Genomic DNA, 16962 nt, shown 5'->3' with positions numbered 1-16962 from the left:
CAGGGCGAAAGTTCAGGAAGGATACTGGGGGTCCGACCGTCCTGTCGTCGTCGGCAGGACCAGCTCATCCGTCCGGCCGATGTCGGCGAGCTCCGCCGCGTCACCGAAGCGGCCCAGCGCCACCAGAGCCGCACCGGTGGCGCCGACCTCGGGGTTGCGTTGGTGCGACACCGGTCGCGGCGCGAGCGTGGTGGCGAACGCCTGGCGCCACCACACCGAGGCAGCCACCGCGCCACCGCCCAGCACCACGTCGACCGGACTGTCGATCGTGGACTCCAACACCGCGAGGTCGTCGGCGACCAGCTCACAGAGCCCTTGCATGAGGCCGGCCAGGATGTCCACCGCTGTGGTGCTGAAGCTCAGCCCACGCAGCTCGCCCGTGCCGGCCGGTGCGAGCCCGGGCGCCCGGTCGCCGCCGAAGCGCGGATCGGTCGGCCGACCACCGCCGGGCGGCACCAGCGCCAGCGCCGCGTCCAGCTCGTCGCCCCGCGGCAACCTCAACTCCCGGTCGGCCCAGGCGAACAGGTTGCCGCCGCTGGAGTACGCCGCCCCGGTCACCACGTGGTCGTGGTCAACCCGGTAACGCCAGAGCCGTTCGGGCAGCCGGGGCATGGGCTCGCCGGCCGGGATCCGCTGCATCAGGCGTACGGCGGCGGAGGTGCCGACGGTGATCGCGGCCCGGCTCGGGTCGACGCAGCCCGAGCCGACGTTCGACGCCCCGCCGTCGCCGACCGGCGGTGACCAGCGGGCCTCGGTCAGTTGCGGCCAGCGTCGAGCCCAGTCGGGCCGGAGTCGGCCGTGCCAGCTCAGCTCCACCAGGGACGGCAGCTCACCGGGTCGCGCGCCGGCCAGCGTCAGCGCCTCCTCGTCCCAGCGCAGGCTGCCCAGGTCCAGCAGGCCGGTGCCGGAGGCCTGGGAGACCGACATGGGTGCCGCCTCCAGCAGCTCGCCCAGGACGTACTCGGGCAGGCCGACGAACCGGCTGATCGAGGTGCCGGAATGCTCCCGCAGCCAGGGCAGGCGCACCGACCAGTAGGAGCGGTGCCACCAGCAGCCGGTGCGCTGGTGGAAGTCGTCCGGGTCGGTCGGGCCCGCTGCGCCGTCGGCCGGCGTCGGTCGCGTGTCGAGCCAGGTCACCACCGGGCCGAGCGGGCTGCCGTCGCGGCCCAGCGGAAGCACCGAGTGCCACTGCGCCGAGATCGCCACCAGGTGTACGTCCCGCAGGTGCCCCGCCTCGGCCAGCTCGTCCAGGCACTCGACGAGCAGGCTCAGGTAGTCGGGCCCGGACAGCGTGCCGGTGCCGTCGTCGCCGAGGGCGAGGGCGACCTTCCGCCGAGCCAGCGCGCCGGGCAGCGGTTGGGCATCGCTGCCCAGCACCAGCCCGCGTACCGAGGAGGTGCCCAGGTCGAGCGCGAGAATGTTCATCGCCGGTCAAGTTACCCGCTGCCGGCCGGGCGGGAACGGCGGTCCGGCCGGGCACACCGGTAGGGCCTAACGGGTTCCAGGCCCGCCCGTGACCGCGTAGGGTGGTCGCATGCTCGCGCACCTGACCTGCTGGTGGCCCGCCAACCTGGCGGCCACCCCCCGCGCGTAGCTTCAATCACGCGGCCGCCATCGAGGCGGCCGCCGGAACTCCCGGCCCGGATGGCCGCCCCCGCTGGCGGCGCCCGGCCTACGGAGATTCTGATGACCCACCTGACCGACCTGCTCGCCGCCGTCACCAGCGGTGCCGACCCCGGCCCCTTCGCGCTGGTGCGCCGCGAGGGCGCCGACGAGCTGGAGCTGTTCACCGGCCCGGTCGGCACCGTCGACCGGCTGGCGGACATCCCGCTGCCGCCCGGTACGCCCGGTGCGCGGACGCTTGCCGTGGTGCCGTACCGGCAGATCGCCGAACGCGGCTTCGCCTGCGTCGACGACGGCGCCCCGCTGGAGTGCCTCCAGGTCCGCGAGCACCGGCGGATCCCCCTGGCCGAGGCGCTGGCCGCGCTGCCCGACGAGCCGGTCCGCACCATGGACGCCGCGTTCGACGTCACCGACGACGAGTACGCCCAGATCGTGCAACGGGTGCTCGCCGAGGAGATCGGCCGGGGCGAGGGCGCCAACTTCGTCATCCACCGCACCCTGCACGCCACCGTGCAGGGTGCGCCGCTTGTGGCCGCGCTCGCCGCGCTGCGCCGGCTGCTGGTCGCCGAACGCGGCGCGTACTGGACGTTCGTGGTGCACACCGGCACCCGGACCCTGGTCGGCGCCAGCCCGGAACGGCACGTCAGCGTCGACGACGGGCTCGTGATGATGAACCCGATCAGCGGCACCTTCCGGCCTGACGGCGGCGCACCGGACACCGCGGCGCTGCTGCGTTTCCTCGCCGACCCCAAGGAGGTCGAGGAGCTGTACATGGTGCTCGACGAGGAACTGAAGATGATGGCCACCGTCGCCGAGCACGGCGGCCAGGTGATCGGCCCGTACCTCAAGGAGATGTCGCACCTGGCGCACACCGAGTACCTGCTGGCCGGGCGGGGCACCCGCGACGTGCGGGAGGTGCTGCGGGAGACGATGTTCGCGCCGACCGTCACGGGCAGCCCGATGGAGAACGCCTGCCGGGTGATCGCGCGGCACGAGGGTCGCGGCCGGGGCTACTACGCGGGGGTGTTGGCCCTGCTCGGCCACGACGAGGCAGGCCAGCAGACGCTGGACGCGCCGATCCTGATCCGGACCGCCGAGATCTCGCCCACCGGACGGCTGCGGGTGCCGGTCGGCGCGACCCTGGTCCGGCACTCGACGGCGGCCGGCGAGGTGGCCGAGACGCACGCCAAGGCGGCCGGGGTGCTGGCCGCGCTCGGTCTCGGCCCGGCGGCGCCCGTCGGCGACCGCGGGCCCGTCGCGCGACTGGCCGACGATCCGGCGGTACGCGCCGCGCTCGCCGCGCGCAACGCGCCGCTGGCCCGGTTCTGGCTGGACCAGCGGGCGCCGGACGCGCCGGGGCTGCCCGGTCTGGCGGGCCGCCGGGCGTTGATCGTCGACGCCGAGGACACCTTCACCGGCATGCTGGCCCACCAACTGGGCGCGTTGGGTCTGGCGGTCACGCTGCGGCCGTGGCATGCCGTGGGGCCGGTCGACACCTACGACCTGGTGGTGGCCGGGCCGGGGCCGGGTGACCCGGGCAGCCCGGACGAGCCGAAGATGGTGGCGTTGCGGGAGTTGCTGGCCGGGCTGCTGGCGAGCGGGCGGCCGACCCTCGCGGTCTGCCTGGGGCACCAGGTGCTGGCCGGGCTGCTGGGCCTGCCGCTGCACCGCCGCCAGGCGCCCTATCAGGGGTTGCAGCGGGAGGTGTCGCTGTTCGGCCAGAACCGCCGGGTGGGTTTCTACTCGTCGTTCACCGCCCGCGCCGACGTCGACCACCTGGACACCGCGTACGGGATGGTGGAGTTGGCCCGGGAGGCCAGCGACGGCGCCGTGCACGCCCTGCGTGGGCGCGGCTTCGCCGGGGTGCAGTTCCATCCGGAGTCGGTGCTCAGCCCGGACGGGCTCGCCGTGCTGGCCGAGCTACTGGCCGACCTGCTGCCGGCGGCCCCGGCGGGCATAGCCACCACGGTGCGGGGGTAGGGCTGCGGGGGCCGGTGGTGCGAGCGGGCTGAGAGCCCCCGCCCGCGCCACCGGTCTCCCGCCACGGCTGCGCGGCCCCGCCGTTGCCACCGGGGTCAGCCCGCCATGCCCTGCTTCAACGCCGCGCCGATCAGCACCGCTCGTCGGGCGGTGAGAGCGCAGGCGCCCAGCGCCACCGCGTCCGGGGCGATCTCACCGTTGTTGCTGGTGTGCGAGGCGCCGTACGGGTTGCCGGCGATGAACTGGCTGGAGTCGGTGTACCCGGGGGCGACCACGACCCCACCCCAGTGGTAGAAGACGTTGAAGAGCGAGGTCAGCGTGGTCTCCTGCCCGCCGTGCGAGGTCGCCGTGGAGGTGAAGGCGGAGTAGACCTTGTTGGCCAGCGCGCCCTGCGCCCAGAGCGGTCCGGTGGTGTCGATGAACTGCTTCAACTGGGCGGCGACCATGCCGTACCGGGTCGGCGCACCCATGATCACCACGTCGGCCCAGGACAGGTCGTCGATCATCGCCTCGGGCACGTCCTGGGTCTCCAGGTGGTGCGCCTGCCAGCCGGAGTTGGAGCGGATCGCCTCGTCCGGTGCCAGCTCCCGCACCTTGCGCAGGCGCACCTCGGCACCGGCTTCCCCGGCGGCCTCGCACGCGGCCTGCGCCATCTGGTACGTGATGCCGGTGGCGCTGTAGTAGATCACCGCTACCTTCGTCTGGGCAGCCATCAGATGTGTCCCCTTCGTCGCGGATCAACTCCTGCGACTACCCCTGCTTTCCCGAGACAAACGAGGTCCCGGCCCATCGGGCCTCCGGTTCCGCTGATCAGCGGACCAGCGCCGCCATCAGCCGGTCCAGCTCGGCCGCTGGGTCGGCCGTGAGCCCGGTGTGCACCGGCCCGGTCTGGATCATCGTGCTGCGGGGTGCGGCAAGCCAGTGGAACCGTTCGCCGAGCCGCATCCGGGTCGCCGGCCCGTCACCGGAGCAGGTCCGGTCCCAGGAGTCGAGCACCGCGGCCACGGCCGGCAGGTCGACGTCGGGGGCCAACGCGCGGACCCGGTCGGCGTCCAGGTGCGTCCGCGCGGCCAGGAAGTCGCGCTGCTGGCAGTAGAGCAGCACCCCGACGTTGATCTGCTCGCCGCGCTCGATGCGGGGCACCAGCCGGATGACGGCGTACTCGAAGGGGTGTTTCACGCGACGCTCCCCGCCGGTAGCCAGTCCGCCGTCCGGGCGACCCGGCGCGACAGGTGCGCCACGTACGCCTCCCGAGCCGCGTCGGCCGAGTCGAAGTCGGCCGCGGTCAGCCACTCCGGGGGCACCAGCGCCAGCACCTCGGCGAGTAGATCCGGGGTCACCCGGGGCGCCAGCTCGGCGTCGGCCTCGGCGACCCGGTCGGCGTACGGCGCCAGCACGTGATCCTCGGCCCGGTAGGGCCGGTGCACGGCGGCTTCGGCCGTTGGCCAGTTGTGGTGGAAGTACAGCGCGGCACCATGGTCGATCAGCCACAGCTCCCGGTGCCAGATCAGCAGGTTCGGGTTGCGCCAGCTCCGGTCGACGTTCTGCACGTACGCGTCGAACCAGAGCACCCGGGAGGCCAGCAGCGGGTCCACGGGGTGCGCGACCGGGTCGAAGCCCAACGCGCCCGGGAGGAAGTCCATCCCCAGGTTGGCGCCGCCGCTGTTGCGCAGCAGTTCCTGCACCTCCTGGTCGGGCTCGGCCCGCCCGATCACCGGGTCGACGTCGAGGACCACCAGTGACGGGACCCGCAGTTCCAACCGGCGGGCCAGCTCGCCGCAGATCACCTCGGCGACGAGCGCCTTCGGGCCCTGCCCGGCCCCTCGGAACTTCGCCACGTACGTGCCGAGGTCGTCGGCCTCCACCACGCCCGGCAGCGAGCCACCCTCGCGCAGCGGGGTGACGTAACGGATCGCGGCGACCTGGCGGAGCACGCCGCCCACCCTACTGTGACGGTCGCTCGGCCACCCGAGGTGCCGTCAGTCGAGCTTGTCGCGCAGGTCGTCGACCTGCTGCTGAAGACGGTTCACCGCGCCCTCGTTGTTGACGAAGGTGGTGATTCCCGCGGCGAGGCCCAGACCGATCAGCACCGCCAGGATGCTCAGCACGAGGCCGCCGATGGCCACTCCCCGACCGGTCACCCCGGGCCGCCGGCTCATCTTCAGGCCGAAGATGCCGAGGATGACGCCGATGATGCCGAGGATCAGCCCGATCCAGGCGAGGATCGCGGTCAGCACGCTGAGCAGGCCAGCCACCCCGAAGACCAGGGCGAAGGTGGCGGCGGCGCTGGTCTTGGCGTTGGTGGACGCGGGCGCCCGATGTGTCCGGGACCCGGCCGGTGCGCCGGCACCCCGGGCCGGCTCGCTTGCGGCAGTCATGGGACTCCCTTCCGTACGCGCGGTGCGCGTACTTCCGGCGGGCGCATTCCCACTGCTTCGGCCGCTAAGCCCTCGTCGCTGACCTTCGCGCGGGCCGTGGGTGGCACGCGGGTGTCGGTGGGTGGGCCTAGGCTGCGCCCCGGGGACCGAGAGGGGTGCGATGACAGCCGACCTCAGCGCGGCCGACGCGCTGGCGCTGCGGATGACCAGCCTGCTGCTGCGCCCGCGCACCCGACCCGGCTCCGTCGCCGAGGTGGTCGAGTGGTTCGGCGCGATGCAGGCACAGGACCTGGCCAGCGGCCTGTGGTCTCTCGGTGCCCGACTACCGGGCCACACCATGGTCGACGTGCAGGCAGCCCTGGAGCGCCGCGAGGCCCTGCGCACCTGGCCGATGCGCGGCACCGTGCACCTCGTCCCACCCGCCGACGCCCGCTGGATGCTGGAGCTCACCGGCACCCGCTCGCTGGCCGGCGCGGCGACCCGCCGGGCGCAGCTGGGGCTCACCGAGGACGAGACGGAGCGGGCCGTCGACGTCCTCGGCACCGCGTTGGCCGGCGGCGGCCGGCTCACCCGGGCGCAGTGCCTGGCGACCCTCCGCGCGGCCGGCGTGGCGACCGACGGCCAGCGGGGATATCACCTTCTCTGGTACGCGAGTGTGCGCGGGGTGACCTGTGTGGCACCGAACGTCGGCACCGAGCAGACCTTCGCCCTGCTCGACGAGTGGGCACCCGAGCCACGCCGACCGGAGCGGGACGAGGCGCTGGCCCTGCTCGCCCACCGCTACGTTCGCGGGCACGGGCCGGTCACCGACCGCGAGTTCGCCGGCTGGAGTGGCCTCACCCTGACCGACGCGCGGCGCGGCCTGGCCGCCGCCGACGGGCTGAGCACGGTACGCGTCGACGGCGAGCCGATGTACGTCGACGCGGCGCTTGTCGACACCCCACTCAGCCCGGTCGACGACATGCTCGTGCTGCCCGGCTTCGACGAATACCTGCTCGGCTACCGGGACCGCACCCTGATGCTCGATCCCGCGCACCAGGCGGCCGTGGTGCCGGGCAACAACGGCGTCTTCCAGGCCACCGTGGTGCGCGCCGGCCGGGTGGCGGGCGTCTGGAAGCGCAAGGTCGGCCGGGCTGCGGTCACCATCACGATCCAACCGCTGACGGCTCTCGACGCCGCCGCGCAGGCCCGGGTGGAGCAGGCGCTGGGCCGGTACGCGGGCTTCCTCGGGCTGCCTCCCCGCTTCGACTGGCGGCCCTGACCGCCGCTCGCCACGAACACGTCGACGACGGGGCCGGCGGGTTTCGCCCGCCGGCCCCACCACGATGGACGCTCCTATTCGGCCAGGGCGCCTGCCGCCCGACCCTCGTGCAGGGTGAGGTTGCGACCGTTGGACGGGTCGAACAGGTGGATCTTCTCCAGGTTGAACCAGACCCGGTGCGACTGCCCCTCGGCGACCGCCGACTCGGCGGACAGCCGGGTCACCAGGTTGCCGCCGGCACCGGCGAAGTCGGCCGCGCCCGCGTCGGCGGCCAACTCCTCCAGCTCGGCTGCGGTGGCCTTCTCACCCTCGACGGTGAAGTAGACGTACTTGTCCGAGCCCATCGACTCGACGATGTCCACCGGCGCCTCGAACTCCAGGCCCCGGCGGCGGGTGTCGTCGTCGACCAGTGCGGCGTCCTCGAAGTGCTCGGGGCGGATGCCGAGGATCAGCTCGCGCGGCGCGTCGGCCGCCTCCAGCTCGCGGCGTACCCGGTCCCCGAGCGGCACGTCGCCCAGTGCGGTGTGCAGCCCGCCGTCCCGAACGGCGGCGTGCAGGAAGTTCATCGACGGCGAGCCGATGAAGCCGGCCACGAAGAGGTTGCGCGGGTGGTCGTAGAGCTCCTGCGGCGGCCCGACCTGCTGCACCGCTCCCCCGCGCATGATCACGACCCGGTCGCCGAGGGTCATCGCCTCGGTCTGGTCGTGGGTGACGTAGACGGTGGTGGTGCCGAGCTGCTTCTGCAACCGGGACACCACCGTACGCATCTGCACCCGCAGCTTGGCGTCGAGGTTGGACAGCGGCTCGTCCATCAGGAATGCCTTCGGCTGGCGGACGATCGCCCGGCCCATCGCCACCCGCTGCCGCTGCCCGCCGGAGAGGTTGGCCGGCTTGCGGTCCAGCAGCGGGGTCAGCTCCAGCACCTTGGCCGCCTCGTCGACCTTGGAGTTGATCGTCTCCTTGTCGAGCTTCGCCAGCCGCAGCGGGAACGCCATGTTCTCCCGCACGGTCATGTTCGGATACAGCGCGTACGACTGGAACACCATGGCGATGTCCCGGTCCCGGGGGGCCTTGTCGTTGACCCGCTGGCCGGCGATGCGCAGCTCACCGGAGCTGATGTCCTCCAGGCCCGCGATCATGTTGAGGGTGGTGGACTTGCCGCAGCCCGAGGGTCCGACCAGGATCACGAACTCGCCGTCGGCGATCTCCAGGTCGACGTCCTGCACGGCGACGGTCCCGTCCGGGAAACTCTTGCTCACCTTGTCGAGCACGATGTCAGCCATGACTACTCACCTATCCCTTGACTGCGCCGGAGGTCAGACCGGACACGATGCGGCGCTGGAAGAAGAGGACGAACAGGATGATCGGAACGGTGATCACCACGGCGGCGGCGCAGATCGCCCCGGTGGGGTCCTCGAACTGCGACTCGCCGGTGAAGAACGACAGGGCGACCGGCACCGTACGGGCGCGTTCGGTGGAGGTCAGCGTGATCGCGAACAGGAAGTCGTTCCAGCAGAAGATGAAGACCAGGATCGCCGTGGTGAACAGGCCGGGCGCGGCCAGCGGGGCGATGACCCGCCGGAACGCCTGCGCCTGGGTGGCGCCGTCCATCTTCGCCGCCTTCTCCAGATCCCACGGGATCTGCTTGAAGAACGCCGACAACGTGTAGATCGCCAGCGGCAGCGCGAACGTGATGTACGGCAGGATCAGCCCGGGCCAGGTGTCGAAGAGGCCGAGTTGCCGCTCGATCTCGAACAGCGGCGACACCAGCGACACCTGCGGGAACATGGCGATCAGCAGCGAGACGCCGACCAGCAGCTTCTTGCCTGGGAAGTCCAGCCGGCTGATCGCGTACGCGGCCATCGCGCCGAGCACCACGGCGATCAGCGTGGCGATCAGGGCGATGCCGATGGAGTTCACCAGCGCCCGGACGAACTGGTCGGTGTCGAAGATCGACTTGTAGTTGTCCAGCGTCCACTCGCGCGGAAAGAACTTGCCGTCGGTCAGGGTGGCCGGCGTCTTGAACGACAGCGACGCGATCCACAGCACCGGGACCAGCGCGAAGACGATCACGAGGACGTCGAGCAGGCCCCAACGCAGCTTCGCCCGGGTGGTGGTTGCGGTACCGGTGGCCATGTCAGCGCCTCTCCCCGTCGTCGCTGCCCGGGGCAGCGGTGCCGAACAGCTTCACGAAGACGAACGCGATGATCGCCACGGTGATGAAGATCAGCACCGACATCGTCGAGCCGATGCCGAGGTTCAGACCCCGGATCAGGTTGTTGTAGGCGAGCATCGACACCGACGAGGTCTCATTGCCGCCGGCGGTCAACACGAAGATGTTGTCGAAGACCCGGAACGCGTCCAGGGTGCGGAACAGCAGCGCCACGAGGATCGCCGGCTTCATCACCGGCAGCATCACCTTGGTGAACCGCTGCCACGCGGTCGCGCCGTCGGTGGAGGCGGCCTTGAGCAGGTCCTCCGGCACCAGCGCCAACCCGGCCATCAGCAGCAGCGCCATGAACGGGGTGGTCTTCCAGATCTCCGCCAGCATGATGATCGCCAGGGAACTGGCCCGCTCGGTCAGTGGAGCGCCGTCGCTGAACAGGTTGGCCAGGTAGCCGGTGCCGGGCGTCCAGGCGTACCGCCAGGAGAACGCCGCGACCACGGTGACGATCCCGTACGGGATGAGCGCCGAGGTCCGCACCAGGCCACGGCCGACCAGGGTGCGGTGCATGATGATCGCCAACCCCATGCCGAGCACCAGCTCGACGGCCACGGTGACCACCGTGATCAGCATGGTCACCCCGAACGCGGTCCACCAGAACTCGTTGGTGAGCACGGTGACGTAGTTCTCCAGGCCGATGAACTCGCGCTGGTCGGGGAAGCGCAGGTCGAAGCGCTGCAACGACAGCCAGACCGAATAGATGATCGGGTACGCGGTCACCGCGACCATGACAAACGCGGCGGGCGCGCAGAGCAACCAACCGAGCTTGCGTTCGGCCTTCTTGTTCTCGCTCAGTGGCGGCTTACGGCGGCCGGCGCGCTGAGCGGGCACGGTGGGCCGCTGGCCGTCGGTCTGCTCGGGAGTTTCCGTGCTGGCGGGCCGGCTCATGGCAGGACGCCCTTCGAGTCGAGGGCATCGGAGATGGCGTCGCGCAGCTCGTCGGCCGTCTGTTGCGGGTCGATCGCCGACGGCGGCGACAGGATCGCCGACATCACGGTGGAGATGCTCTGGTAGGCCGGGGTCAGCGGGCGGGTCGCCGGCTCCTTCAGCTCCTCCAGGATGGTGTCCTTCATCGGGTACGCCTCGACCATCTCCGGATCGTCGAAGACCGCCTCGATGGTCGGTGGCACCCCGTCGTTGATGGCGGAGAACTTCTGGTGCTCGGGGCTGCGCAGGCACCGGGCCGCCTCGAACGACAACTCCGGGTGCTTGGAGTACGAGCTGACGGCCAGGTTGAACCCGCCGATGGTGACCCGGCTCGGGGTGTTCTCGTCGATGCCGGGCATCCGCGCCCAGCCGACCTGCTTGGCCAGCTCCGGGTTGGCCTCCTGGAGCGCCGGATAGACGAACGGCCAGTTGACCTGGAAGGCGCCGTTGCCGGACTGGAACTCCAGCCGGACCGGGTCCTCGGTGGCGTTGCTGAAGGACGGCGACGTCACGCCGGACGTGGCGAGGCGTCGCAACTGCTCCAGCGCCCGCACGGTGCCCTCGTCCATCACGGCCTGCTTGCCGTCGTCGCTGAGGATCTTTCCGCCGGCGCTCTCGGCCATCGTGTTGTAGAGCACGACCAGACCCTCGTACTGGGCGCCCATGGTGAGCACCTGGTGGGGCTTGCCCTGGTCCTTGAGCTGCTGGGCCGCATCGATCATCTGATCCCAGGTCGTCGGCGGCTGCGGCACCAGGTCCTTGCGGTACCAGAGCAGCTGGACGTTGGTGTTCTTCGGCGCGGCGTACAGCTTGTCCTCGTAGCGGGCGGTGTCCAGCGGCCCGGCGAGGGTGCCCTGCTCGACCTCGGCCTTGTCCTGGCCGGTCCACTCACGGATCCACTTGGCGCTGGCGAACTCCTGGGTCCAGGTGACGTCCAGCCCGAGCACGTCCATGCCGCTGTCCTCGGCGGCCAGCCGTCGCACCATCTGCACCCGCTGGTCATCGGCCTGCCGGGGCAGCACCCGGTAGGCGATCTTGTACCGCCCCTGCGCCTGCGCGTTGCAGTCGTCGACGACCTTCTGCAGGTTCTGCTCGGGCGAGTAGTACAGGTTGATCGTCGGTGGGCCACCATCGTCACCGGAACCGCAGGCGGCCAGCGGCGCGACCAGCGCCAGCGCGGCTGCCGCCGCTCCGAGCCGAACAATCGGCCGACGCCGCCGCCGGGCCGTTTCGGGGTCCGTCATCGCCCTCCCCCTCTCTTCGGCGAAAGACCGGGGAGGGGCATCCGCGCCCCGGTGCACGGCGAGACTTCCGAGCCCTGGAGCTGCGGAAACGCCCCGACTCGGATGCTCTGTGCGGCTACACTGCCCCACCCGCGAAGTCACGAAACCTGCCTGCGCGCTGCCGTTGCACCGACCCGGCCGGATGAGTGAGGGCGCCGCAGTATGACAGGCGTAAGCTGCGCGTATGACAGAGCCGCAGCGTCGCTTCACGATCTCCGTCCCCCCGGATGTGAGTCAGATCCTGGAGAGCCAGGGCCACCGCATGGCCAGCGCTTACGTCACCGAGTCGGTGCGCCGCCGCAGGCGGGTGGAGCAGCACAAGGAGTTGTTGCTCGCGGCCGGCATTCACGTCACTGAGCAGGGTGTCGCCGAGGCTCGGGCCCGCCGCCTGGGTGTGGAAGCCGAGTGGCCCCCGGAGCGGTTCGAAGCCGAACGCGCCAAGATCCGCGCCGCCATGGAGGCCGAGATAAACGGCGATGACACTGCTCCCCGCGCTGACGCCGGATGACCTCGGAGACGAAGCCTCCAGTCCGGCTGATCCTGGACCGGTCAGCTCTGCTGGGATACGCGGTCCTCCGGACGGTGCACGTGGGCGAGCCCGTCCACGAGGTGATTGAGGACGGGGTGCGGTTCGGTGTGCCGGTGGTGGCAGCCGCCGAAGCGCTGAACATGGCGACCGGCAAGGACCTGGCCCTGCTGCACCAACTACTGGCCCTGCCCGCCTGCGCACTGCTGCCGGAGCGGGCGCAGGACCTGCCGGAGCTGACCTTTCGGCAGCGCAGGACCCACCGCTTCGACCTGGCCGCTGCCGCCGTGGCGGGTCTGACCCACGACGCCGCGGTGCTCACCGGCGAGGGGCCCGGGTACTCCGAAGGGGTGCCGCTGATCCACTTCCCCGGATGAACTCCGGTGTGCCGCACGAGGAGGGGTACGAGCGGAGTCAGCCCCGGGCCCGCGCCCAGGAGAGGAAGCGCTCGGTCATCCGGGCCGGCGGGTGGTCCGGGTGGAGCTGGGTGAGCTGGTTCGTCGCCTCATGCATCAGGGTGCCGAGGTAGATCAGCAGCGCCGTCCGGCTGCCCCGGTACTCGGTCAACAGTGCGAGCTTGGCCGGCTGACAGGGCCACTCCTTTCCGCAACTGCGGCACCGCCAGAGCGGGCGCATGGCGACGTGCGGGACGGGCGGCCGGACCACCATCACCGCCACCGCATCGCGTGCTGGTGGTCGCTCCACCACGTGACAGTGCTCCGCACATCGACCTCCTCGGGTGGTGGGGGGCGGGGCCGCTCCCGCACGGGGGAACGGGAGCGACCCCGGGCAGGCCCGCCGCCGCCAATTCCGGCCACCAGCGGACCCGCCACTGGTGACAGTCTGGGGTGACACGACTACCGTCGATACGTGCTCAGGGCATCCGTGCAGCTCAACGGCCCAGGTGAGCAGCCCTGGCGGACACGCCGATCCACAGTGAGCGGAGTTTGGGGAATTGATGGGGACCGTCACCGACTACGTGCTGGAGGAGCTGCGTCTGCTCCGGGCGGGGTCCGGGCTCAGCCAGGATGACTTCGGCAGAGGCATCGGCTATTCGGGTTCGCACGTCAGCTCGGTGGAGACCGGCGGACGACCACCCACGAAGGAGTACATGCGGGCGGTCGACGCCCAGCACGAGACCGGCGGGCGCTTCCTGCGCATGCTGGAGAGGTTGGCCCAACTCGACGCCGAGCCGGCCTGGCTGCGCGAGTGGATCGAGTTCGAACGCGAGGCCACCACACTGCGCTGGTTCGAGCTGTCGTACGTGCCGGGCCTCCTACAGACCGAGCGGTACGCTCGCGCCACGCTGGCCGGCGGGCGGTTCGATGCCGAGGATGTCGACCGCATCGTCGCCTCTCGGCTGGAGCGGCAGTCGATCCTGCACCGCCCGCGCCCGCCGCAGCTCATCGCCGTCCTGGACGAGGCGGTGCTCCGTCGGCCGGTGCTCGATCAGCCGGGGCTGATGGTCGAGCAGTGTGAGCACCTGGCCCAACTGGCGGCAGCGGAGCATATTCAGGTGCACATCGTGCCTGCGGATGCTGGCATGTACCTGGGGATGGGCGGCCAGTTCATCATCGCCGAAATGCCGGATGGCGAGCGCGTGGCCTATGCCGACAACCAACTGACCGCGCAGATCGTCGATACGTCGGGCGACATCGCTAAGCTGGCGAAGACGTGGGAGATCGTGCGGAACGAGGCGCTCCCCCGCCGGCAGTCAATCGAGCTGATCAGGGAAGTGGCGAAGTCATGGACATGATGACCCCGCAGTGGCGGAAGTCGACCAGGTCCGGCGGCAACGGCGGAGCCTGCGTCGAGGTCGCCGACAACCTGCCGAACGTGGTGCTGGTACGGGACACGAAGGACCGGGACGGCGGCACCCTGCACGTCGATCCGGCGGCCTGGAGGGCGTTCGTCGGTTACGCCAAGCGGCACTGACCCCCACAGATCCACCCCGACCAGGCATGCTGGGATCATGATCGCGCGCTTCAAGGACCTCTGCCTGGACGCCTCTGCCCCGCGCTCGCTGGGCACCTTCTGGGCGCGGGTGCTCGACGGGGAGCTGGCCGACGCTGGCGGCGACGACACCCGGGTCGACCCCCGGTCCGCCCGCTCCGACGCCGAGTCGATCTGGGTGAACGAGGTGCCCGAACCGCGGGCCGGCAAGACCCGCGTACACCTGGATCTGCGGTTGCCTGATGCGGATCCGGCGGCGCTGCTCGCGGCCGGCGCCCGGCTGGTCCGCGAACCGGCCGGCGACGCAGCCTGGTGGGTCCTGGACGACCCGGAGGGCAACGCGTTCTGCGCGTTCGGAGCCCACGAGGACACTCGACCGGGTCCGTTCGCACTGGTCGTGGCCTCGACCGACCCGGCCGCCCAGGCGACCTGGTGGGCCGGCGTGCTCGGCGGCACCGTCGAGCACGGCTCGGGCAGCGCCTCGGTGGTCGGCGCGGCCGGGTTCCCCTGGGAGCGATGGGTGTTCGACGGGGTGCCCGAGCCCAAGACAGTCAAGAACCGGATGCACTGGGACGTCGAGTTGGTCGAGCCGGAACCGATGGCGCTGATCGCGGCCGGGGCGACGCTGCTGCACGAGCCGCTGGACGAGGCGCACTGGTGGTGGGTGCTGGCCGACCCGGAGGGCAACGAGTTCTGCGCCTTCGCGCCACGGCCCATCGGGTGAGCGGCCGACTACCCAGCGCGGGCAGCGTCGACTAGCGTTTTCCCTAGCGCCGCAGCCGGCGCGTTCGCCGCCGCCGTCGACACGCCTCGGCCGACCCCAGCCTGCCCGATCGGTTGGTTATCGCGGGAACATCCCACCGCCGCCGCACCGGTTCGGCAGGATCGTCCCAACGAGGAGGTGCCGTCGTGCAGGACACCCGCGCTCTCGCCCTGACATTCGAGGTGAGCGGCCTGCCACCGGTCAAGACCGAAGCGTTGTCCATCTTCGCCGCCGGGCATCGGCAGGCGACGAGGGTCCGCACCCTGCTCCAGGCCGCCCTGCAAGCGGCCCAGCGCACCGGCTGGACGCCGTTGCCCGGGCCGATCGAGGTGGACCTGGTCCTTCGTTGCCCTCCCGGGCACCGTACGGCCGATGCCAGCACCCTGCTCGGCGGCGTCTGCGCCGTGTTGCAGGACAAGAAGCGCGTGTCGAACATCGGCCTGGCGCACCTGGGCGTCCTGGTGGACGTCGCGCTCTACGACGACGACCGGCAGATCCGCCGTTTGTCGTACCAGGAGGAGCCGGCGGAAGAATTCTCGTACCAGGTGCGGGTCACCGCCGTACCAACCGGCGTTTGACCGACGGCCGCGGTGGGGTATCGCGGACGCCGACGAAGGGAGCACCGATGTCGGAGCCACATGTCACGCTCGACCCACGCGGGCTCGACAGCGTGCAGCAGAAGTTGCGCGGGCCGCTGGAGGACCAGCTGACCTCGGCGCTCCAGGCGGCCACCGACCGGGTCCGCGCCGGCTACGCCGGCGAACCGGTCGAGCAGGTCTGCCAGCGGCTCCTGGACGAGACCCGCTCCGGGCTGCATCCCGACATCGCGGCCGGCTTCAACCCGGACATGAACGAGTTCTGCCGGGTGGCCGTGGCGATCGTTCGCGGCGGCGCGACCTCCTGAGCCCGGCGCCGATGCCCGTCAGCGCGTACGGACGGTGTCGCCGAACGTCGGGCCGAGCGGGGCGTGGTCAGGGCCGGGTCCGCAACTACCCGGCCCTGACCCCGGCGGACCGGCAGGAAGCGGACAGCTCCGGCACCCGTCGCGGACGTGGCACGACGCCTCGCGGCTCGACGGAGAGAGCCGACCGCTGCGCACTCAGCTCCACGGTGCTCACCCGCCGGCCGCCGGTACGCCCCCGGCACACCCCAAAGGACCGTGAGCGCCGGCCCAGGCTAGGCGGGCCGCGACGGCCGGCCAAGCGATGCCGGGCCACGGGTGGCGTGACTGATCTCAAGGGGGAAAAGCGGCACGTCGGCGTAACGCACCCATGATCGCTGGCGCTGTTCGGGCTCCGGGGCCGACCTGGTCGCGCAGCCGGCGGATCCGTCAGAAGTGCCGTAGCAGGTCGCGGAACTCCGCCAGCCGCAGTACGCCGGGATCGGTCGGGTCCAGTTCGTCGTCCTCCAGCACCCAGGTGTTCTCGTTCGGAATGAACACGGCGTTCAGTCCGGCCGCCCGGGCCGGCAGGATGTCCGACTTCGGGGAATTGCCGATCATCCACGCGCCGGCCGGGTCGAAGCCGTGCTCCCGGATCAGCCACCGGTACGTGTCGACCTTCTTCTCGGCGACGATGTGCGCGGCCCGGAAGTGGTGCAGCAGCCCGCACGCGTCCAGCTTGCGCTGCTGTTCCTCCCGCTCGCCCTTGGTCAACAGAAGCAGCTCGTGCCGGCCGGCCAGCTCGTCGAGCGCCTCGGCCACACCGGGCATCAGCTCCACCCGGTGCTCCACCAGCGCCAGGGCCAGCCGGTCGATGTCCTGGCGCTCGGCGTCGGTGGCCGGCCGTTCGCGCAGCCGTGCCAGGCAGTCCCCCAGGCTGCGCAGGAAGACCTTGCTGCCGTACCCGTGCGCGACCGCGTTGGCCCGCTCGATGTCGTCGAGGATCGCCCGGATCTCCGCCCGGTCCAGGGTGGGGTGGTCGAGCCACCCGAGGAAGTCGTCGATCACCCGCTCGAAGACGACGTTGTTCTCCCAGAGGGTGTCGTCCGCGTCGAAGACCAGCACCTGCGCCTGCCGTCGAGCCATCGCGTCCGTCATGCCGCC

20 protein-coding genes are annotated in these 16962 nt (G+C 71.3%); 9 read left to right on the top strand and 11 right to left on the bottom strand.

The annotated features are described in order from the left end of the window. Positions 1-12: 12 nt before the first annotated feature. Positions 13-1425 carry an FGGY family carbohydrate kinase gene (locus tag ABZ780_RS00520; protein ID WP_357482703.1) on the bottom strand — a complete coding sequence of 471 codons (1413 nt, stop codon included), beginning with the start codon at positions 1423-1425 and terminating at the stop codon, positions 13-15. 261 nt (positions 1426-1686) lie between these two features. Between ABZ780_RS00520 and ABZ780_RS00515 the strand changes: the two genes are divergently transcribed. Next, entirely contained in the window at positions 1687-3603 is a 1917-nt protein-coding gene (locus ABZ780_RS00515; RefSeq protein WP_357482700.1) for an anthranilate synthase family protein, read from the top strand. Positions 3604-3698: 95 nt separating this feature from the next. Here ABZ780_RS00515 and wrbA read toward each other — a convergent pair whose 3' ends face one another. From wrbA to ABZ780_RS00495, 4 genes are all read right to left on the bottom strand, one after another. Continuing rightward, complete coding sequence (gene wrbA / locus ABZ780_RS00510; protein WP_357012559.1) at positions 3699-4316, bottom strand: NAD(P)H:quinone oxidoreductase; 618 nt, start codon at positions 4314-4316, stop codon at positions 3699-3701. Positions 4317-4413: 97 nt separating this feature from the next. Further along, entirely contained in the window at positions 4414-4782 is a 369-nt protein-coding gene (locus tag ABZ780_RS00505) for a DUF3037 domain-containing protein (RefSeq protein WP_357482697.1), read from the bottom strand. Next, positions 4779-5537, bottom strand: coding sequence for a HipA family kinase (locus tag ABZ780_RS00500; protein ID WP_357482695.1), 759 nt, complete (start codon positions 5535-5537; stop codon positions 4779-4781). Before ABZ780_RS00500 ends, ABZ780_RS00505 begins: the two co-directional genes overlap by 4 nt. 45 nt (positions 5538-5582) lie before the next feature. Continuing rightward, a complete protein-coding gene (locus ABZ780_RS00495) occupies positions 5583-5981 on the bottom strand; it encodes a DUF4190 domain-containing protein (protein ID WP_357482692.1) in 399 nt (132 codons plus the stop codon). 160 nt (positions 5982-6141) lie between these two features. On the opposite strand from ABZ780_RS00495, the gene ABZ780_RS00490 reads away from it, so the two are divergent. Beyond that, complete coding sequence (locus tag ABZ780_RS00490; RefSeq protein ID WP_357482689.1) at positions 6142-7242, top strand: winged helix DNA-binding domain-containing protein; 1101 nt, start codon at positions 6142-6144, stop codon at positions 7240-7242. 74 nt (positions 7243-7316) lie between these two features. Here the strand turns inward: ABZ780_RS00490 and ugpC are convergent, their stop codons facing one another. Genes ugpC through ABZ780_RS00470 form a run of 4 tightly spaced genes read right to left on the bottom strand, consistent with a single transcriptional unit; the run spans position 7317 to position 11637 of the window. Further along, complete coding sequence (gene ugpC, locus ABZ780_RS00485) at positions 7317-8525, bottom strand: sn-glycerol-3-phosphate ABC transporter ATP-binding protein UgpC (protein ID WP_357012553.1); 1209 nt, start codon at positions 8523-8525, stop codon at positions 7317-7319. A gap of 10 nt (positions 8526-8535) precedes the next feature. Then, positions 8536-9378, bottom strand: a complete 843-nt coding sequence (locus ABZ780_RS00480) for a carbohydrate ABC transporter permease (RefSeq protein ID WP_357482687.1) — start codon at positions 9376-9378, stop codon at positions 8536-8538. 1 nt (position 9379) lies between these two features. After that, positions 9380-10354, bottom strand: coding sequence for a sugar ABC transporter permease (locus tag ABZ780_RS00475; protein WP_357012551.1), 975 nt, complete (start codon positions 10352-10354; stop codon positions 9380-9382). After that, a complete protein-coding gene (locus ABZ780_RS00470; RefSeq protein WP_357012550.1) occupies positions 10351-11637 on the bottom strand; it encodes an ABC transporter substrate-binding protein in 1287 nt (428 codons plus the stop codon). Before ABZ780_RS00470 ends, ABZ780_RS00475 begins: the two co-directional genes overlap by 4 nt. Positions 11638-11860: 223 nt before the next feature. On the opposite strand from ABZ780_RS00470, the gene ABZ780_RS00465 reads away from it, so the two are divergent. Both ABZ780_RS00465 and ABZ780_RS00460 read left to right on the top strand, forming a co-directional pair. Continuing rightward, positions 11861-12184: a hypothetical protein gene (locus tag ABZ780_RS00465; protein WP_357012549.1), complete on the top strand. Its 324-nt coding sequence runs from the start codon at positions 11861-11863 to the stop codon at positions 12182-12184. Continuing rightward, complete coding sequence (locus ABZ780_RS00460) at positions 12181-12579, top strand: hypothetical protein (RefSeq protein ID WP_357482683.1); 399 nt, start codon at positions 12181-12183, stop codon at positions 12577-12579. Before ABZ780_RS00465 ends, ABZ780_RS00460 begins: the two co-directional genes overlap by 4 nt. Before the next feature lie 37 nt (positions 12580-12616). On the opposite strand, the gene ABZ780_RS00455 is transcribed toward ABZ780_RS00460, so the two are convergent. Beyond that, the gene (locus ABZ780_RS00455; protein ID WP_357482680.1) at positions 12617-12907 is read right to left on the bottom strand and encodes a flavin reductase; all 291 of its coding nucleotides are present in this window, start codon (positions 12905-12907) and stop codon (positions 12617-12619) included. Positions 12908-13160: 253 nt separating this feature from the next. Here ABZ780_RS00455 and ABZ780_RS00450 point away from each other — a divergent pair, with 253 nt between their 5' ends. From ABZ780_RS00450 to ABZ780_RS00430, 5 genes are all read left to right on the top strand, one after another. Continuing rightward, the gene (locus ABZ780_RS00450) at positions 13161-13958 is read left to right on the top strand and encodes a helix-turn-helix transcriptional regulator (RefSeq protein ID WP_357482677.1); all 798 of its coding nucleotides are present in this window, start codon (positions 13161-13163) and stop codon (positions 13956-13958) included. Continuing rightward, positions 13955-14137: a DUF397 domain-containing protein gene (locus ABZ780_RS00445; RefSeq protein WP_357484036.1), complete on the top strand. Its 183-nt coding sequence runs from the start codon at positions 13955-13957 to the stop codon at positions 14135-14137. The genes ABZ780_RS00450 and ABZ780_RS00445 overlap by 4 nt, the downstream gene beginning before the upstream one ends. Before the next feature lie 37 nt (positions 14138-14174). Next, on the top strand, positions 14175-14879 hold the full coding sequence (locus tag ABZ780_RS00440; RefSeq protein ID WP_357482674.1) for a VOC family protein: 705 nt from the start codon (positions 14175-14177) through the stop codon (positions 14877-14879). Between the two features lie 185 nt (positions 14880-15064). Beyond that, complete coding sequence (locus ABZ780_RS00435; protein WP_357012541.1) at positions 15065-15496, top strand: hypothetical protein; 432 nt, start codon at positions 15065-15067, stop codon at positions 15494-15496. A 47-nt stretch (positions 15497-15543) separates the two neighbouring features. Beyond that, the gene (locus ABZ780_RS00430; RefSeq protein WP_357012540.1) at positions 15544-15822 is read left to right on the top strand and encodes a hypothetical protein; all 279 of its coding nucleotides are present in this window, start codon (positions 15544-15546) and stop codon (positions 15820-15822) included. 426 nt (positions 15823-16248) lie between these two features. On the opposite strand, the gene ABZ780_RS00425 is transcribed toward ABZ780_RS00430, so the two are convergent. Then, positions 16249-16956, bottom strand: a complete 708-nt coding sequence (locus ABZ780_RS00425) for an HAD family hydrolase (protein WP_357482671.1) — start codon at positions 16954-16956, stop codon at positions 16249-16251. Positions 16957-16962 lie beyond the last annotated feature (6 nt).

Source organism: Micromonospora sp. NPDC047467, from assembly GCF_040643095.1.
Lineage (GTDB): Bacteria > Actinomycetota > Actinomycetes > Mycobacteriales > Micromonosporaceae > Micromonospora.
Note: the sequence above shows the minus strand (reverse complement) of the source record. Positions and strands in the feature narration are given on the sequence as shown.

Coding starts and splice junctions, on each gene's coding strand:
- ABZ780_RS00520 (WP_357482703.1), bottom strand. CDS start 1,425: ATGAACATTCTCGCGCTCGACCTGGGCACCTCCTCGGTACGCGGGCTG.
- ABZ780_RS00515 (WP_357482700.1), top strand. CDS start 1,687: ATGACCCACCTGACCGACCTGCTCGCCGCCGTCACCAGCGGTGCCGAC.
- wrbA (WP_357012559.1), bottom strand. CDS start 4,316: ATGGCTGCCCAGACGAAGGTAGCGGTGATCTACTACAGCGCCACCGGC.
- ABZ780_RS00495 (WP_357482692.1), bottom strand. CDS start 5,981: ATGACTGCCGCAAGCGAGCCGGCCCGGGGTGCCGGCGCACCGGCCGGG.
- ABZ780_RS00490 (WP_357482689.1), top strand. CDS start 6,142: ATGACAGCCGACCTCAGCGCGGCCGACGCGCTGGCGCTGCGGATGACC.
- ugpC (WP_357012553.1), bottom strand. CDS start 8,525: ATGGCTGACATCGTGCTCGACAAGGTGAGCAAGAGTTTCCCGGACGGG.
- ABZ780_RS00480 (WP_357482687.1), bottom strand. CDS start 9,378: ATGGCCACCGGTACCGCAACCACCACCCGGGCGAAGCTGCGTTGGGGC.
- ABZ780_RS00475 (WP_357012551.1), bottom strand. CDS start 10,354: ATGAGCCGGCCCGCCAGCACGGAAACTCCCGAGCAGACCGACGGCCAG.
- ABZ780_RS00470 (WP_357012550.1), bottom strand. CDS start 11,637: ATGACGGACCCCGAAACGGCCCGGCGGCGGCGTCGGCCGATTGTTCGG.
- ABZ780_RS00465 (WP_357012549.1), top strand. CDS start 11,861: ATGACAGAGCCGCAGCGTCGCTTCACGATCTCCGTCCCCCCGGATGTG.
- ABZ780_RS00460 (WP_357482683.1), top strand. CDS start 12,181: ATGACCTCGGAGACGAAGCCTCCAGTCCGGCTGATCCTGGACCGGTCA.
- ABZ780_RS00450 (WP_357482677.1), top strand. CDS start 13,161: ATGGGGACCGTCACCGACTACGTGCTGGAGGAGCTGCGTCTGCTCCGG.
- ABZ780_RS00445 (WP_357484036.1), top strand. CDS start 13,955: ATGATGACCCCGCAGTGGCGGAAGTCGACCAGGTCCGGCGGCAACGGC.
- ABZ780_RS00440 (WP_357482674.1), top strand. CDS start 14,175: ATGATCGCGCGCTTCAAGGACCTCTGCCTGGACGCCTCTGCCCCGCGC.
- ABZ780_RS00430 (WP_357012540.1), top strand. CDS start 15,544: ATGTCGGAGCCACATGTCACGCTCGACCCACGCGGGCTCGACAGCGTG.
- ABZ780_RS00425 (WP_357482671.1), bottom strand. CDS start 16,956: ATGACGGACGCGATGGCTCGACGGCAGGCGCAGGTGCTGGTCTTCGAC.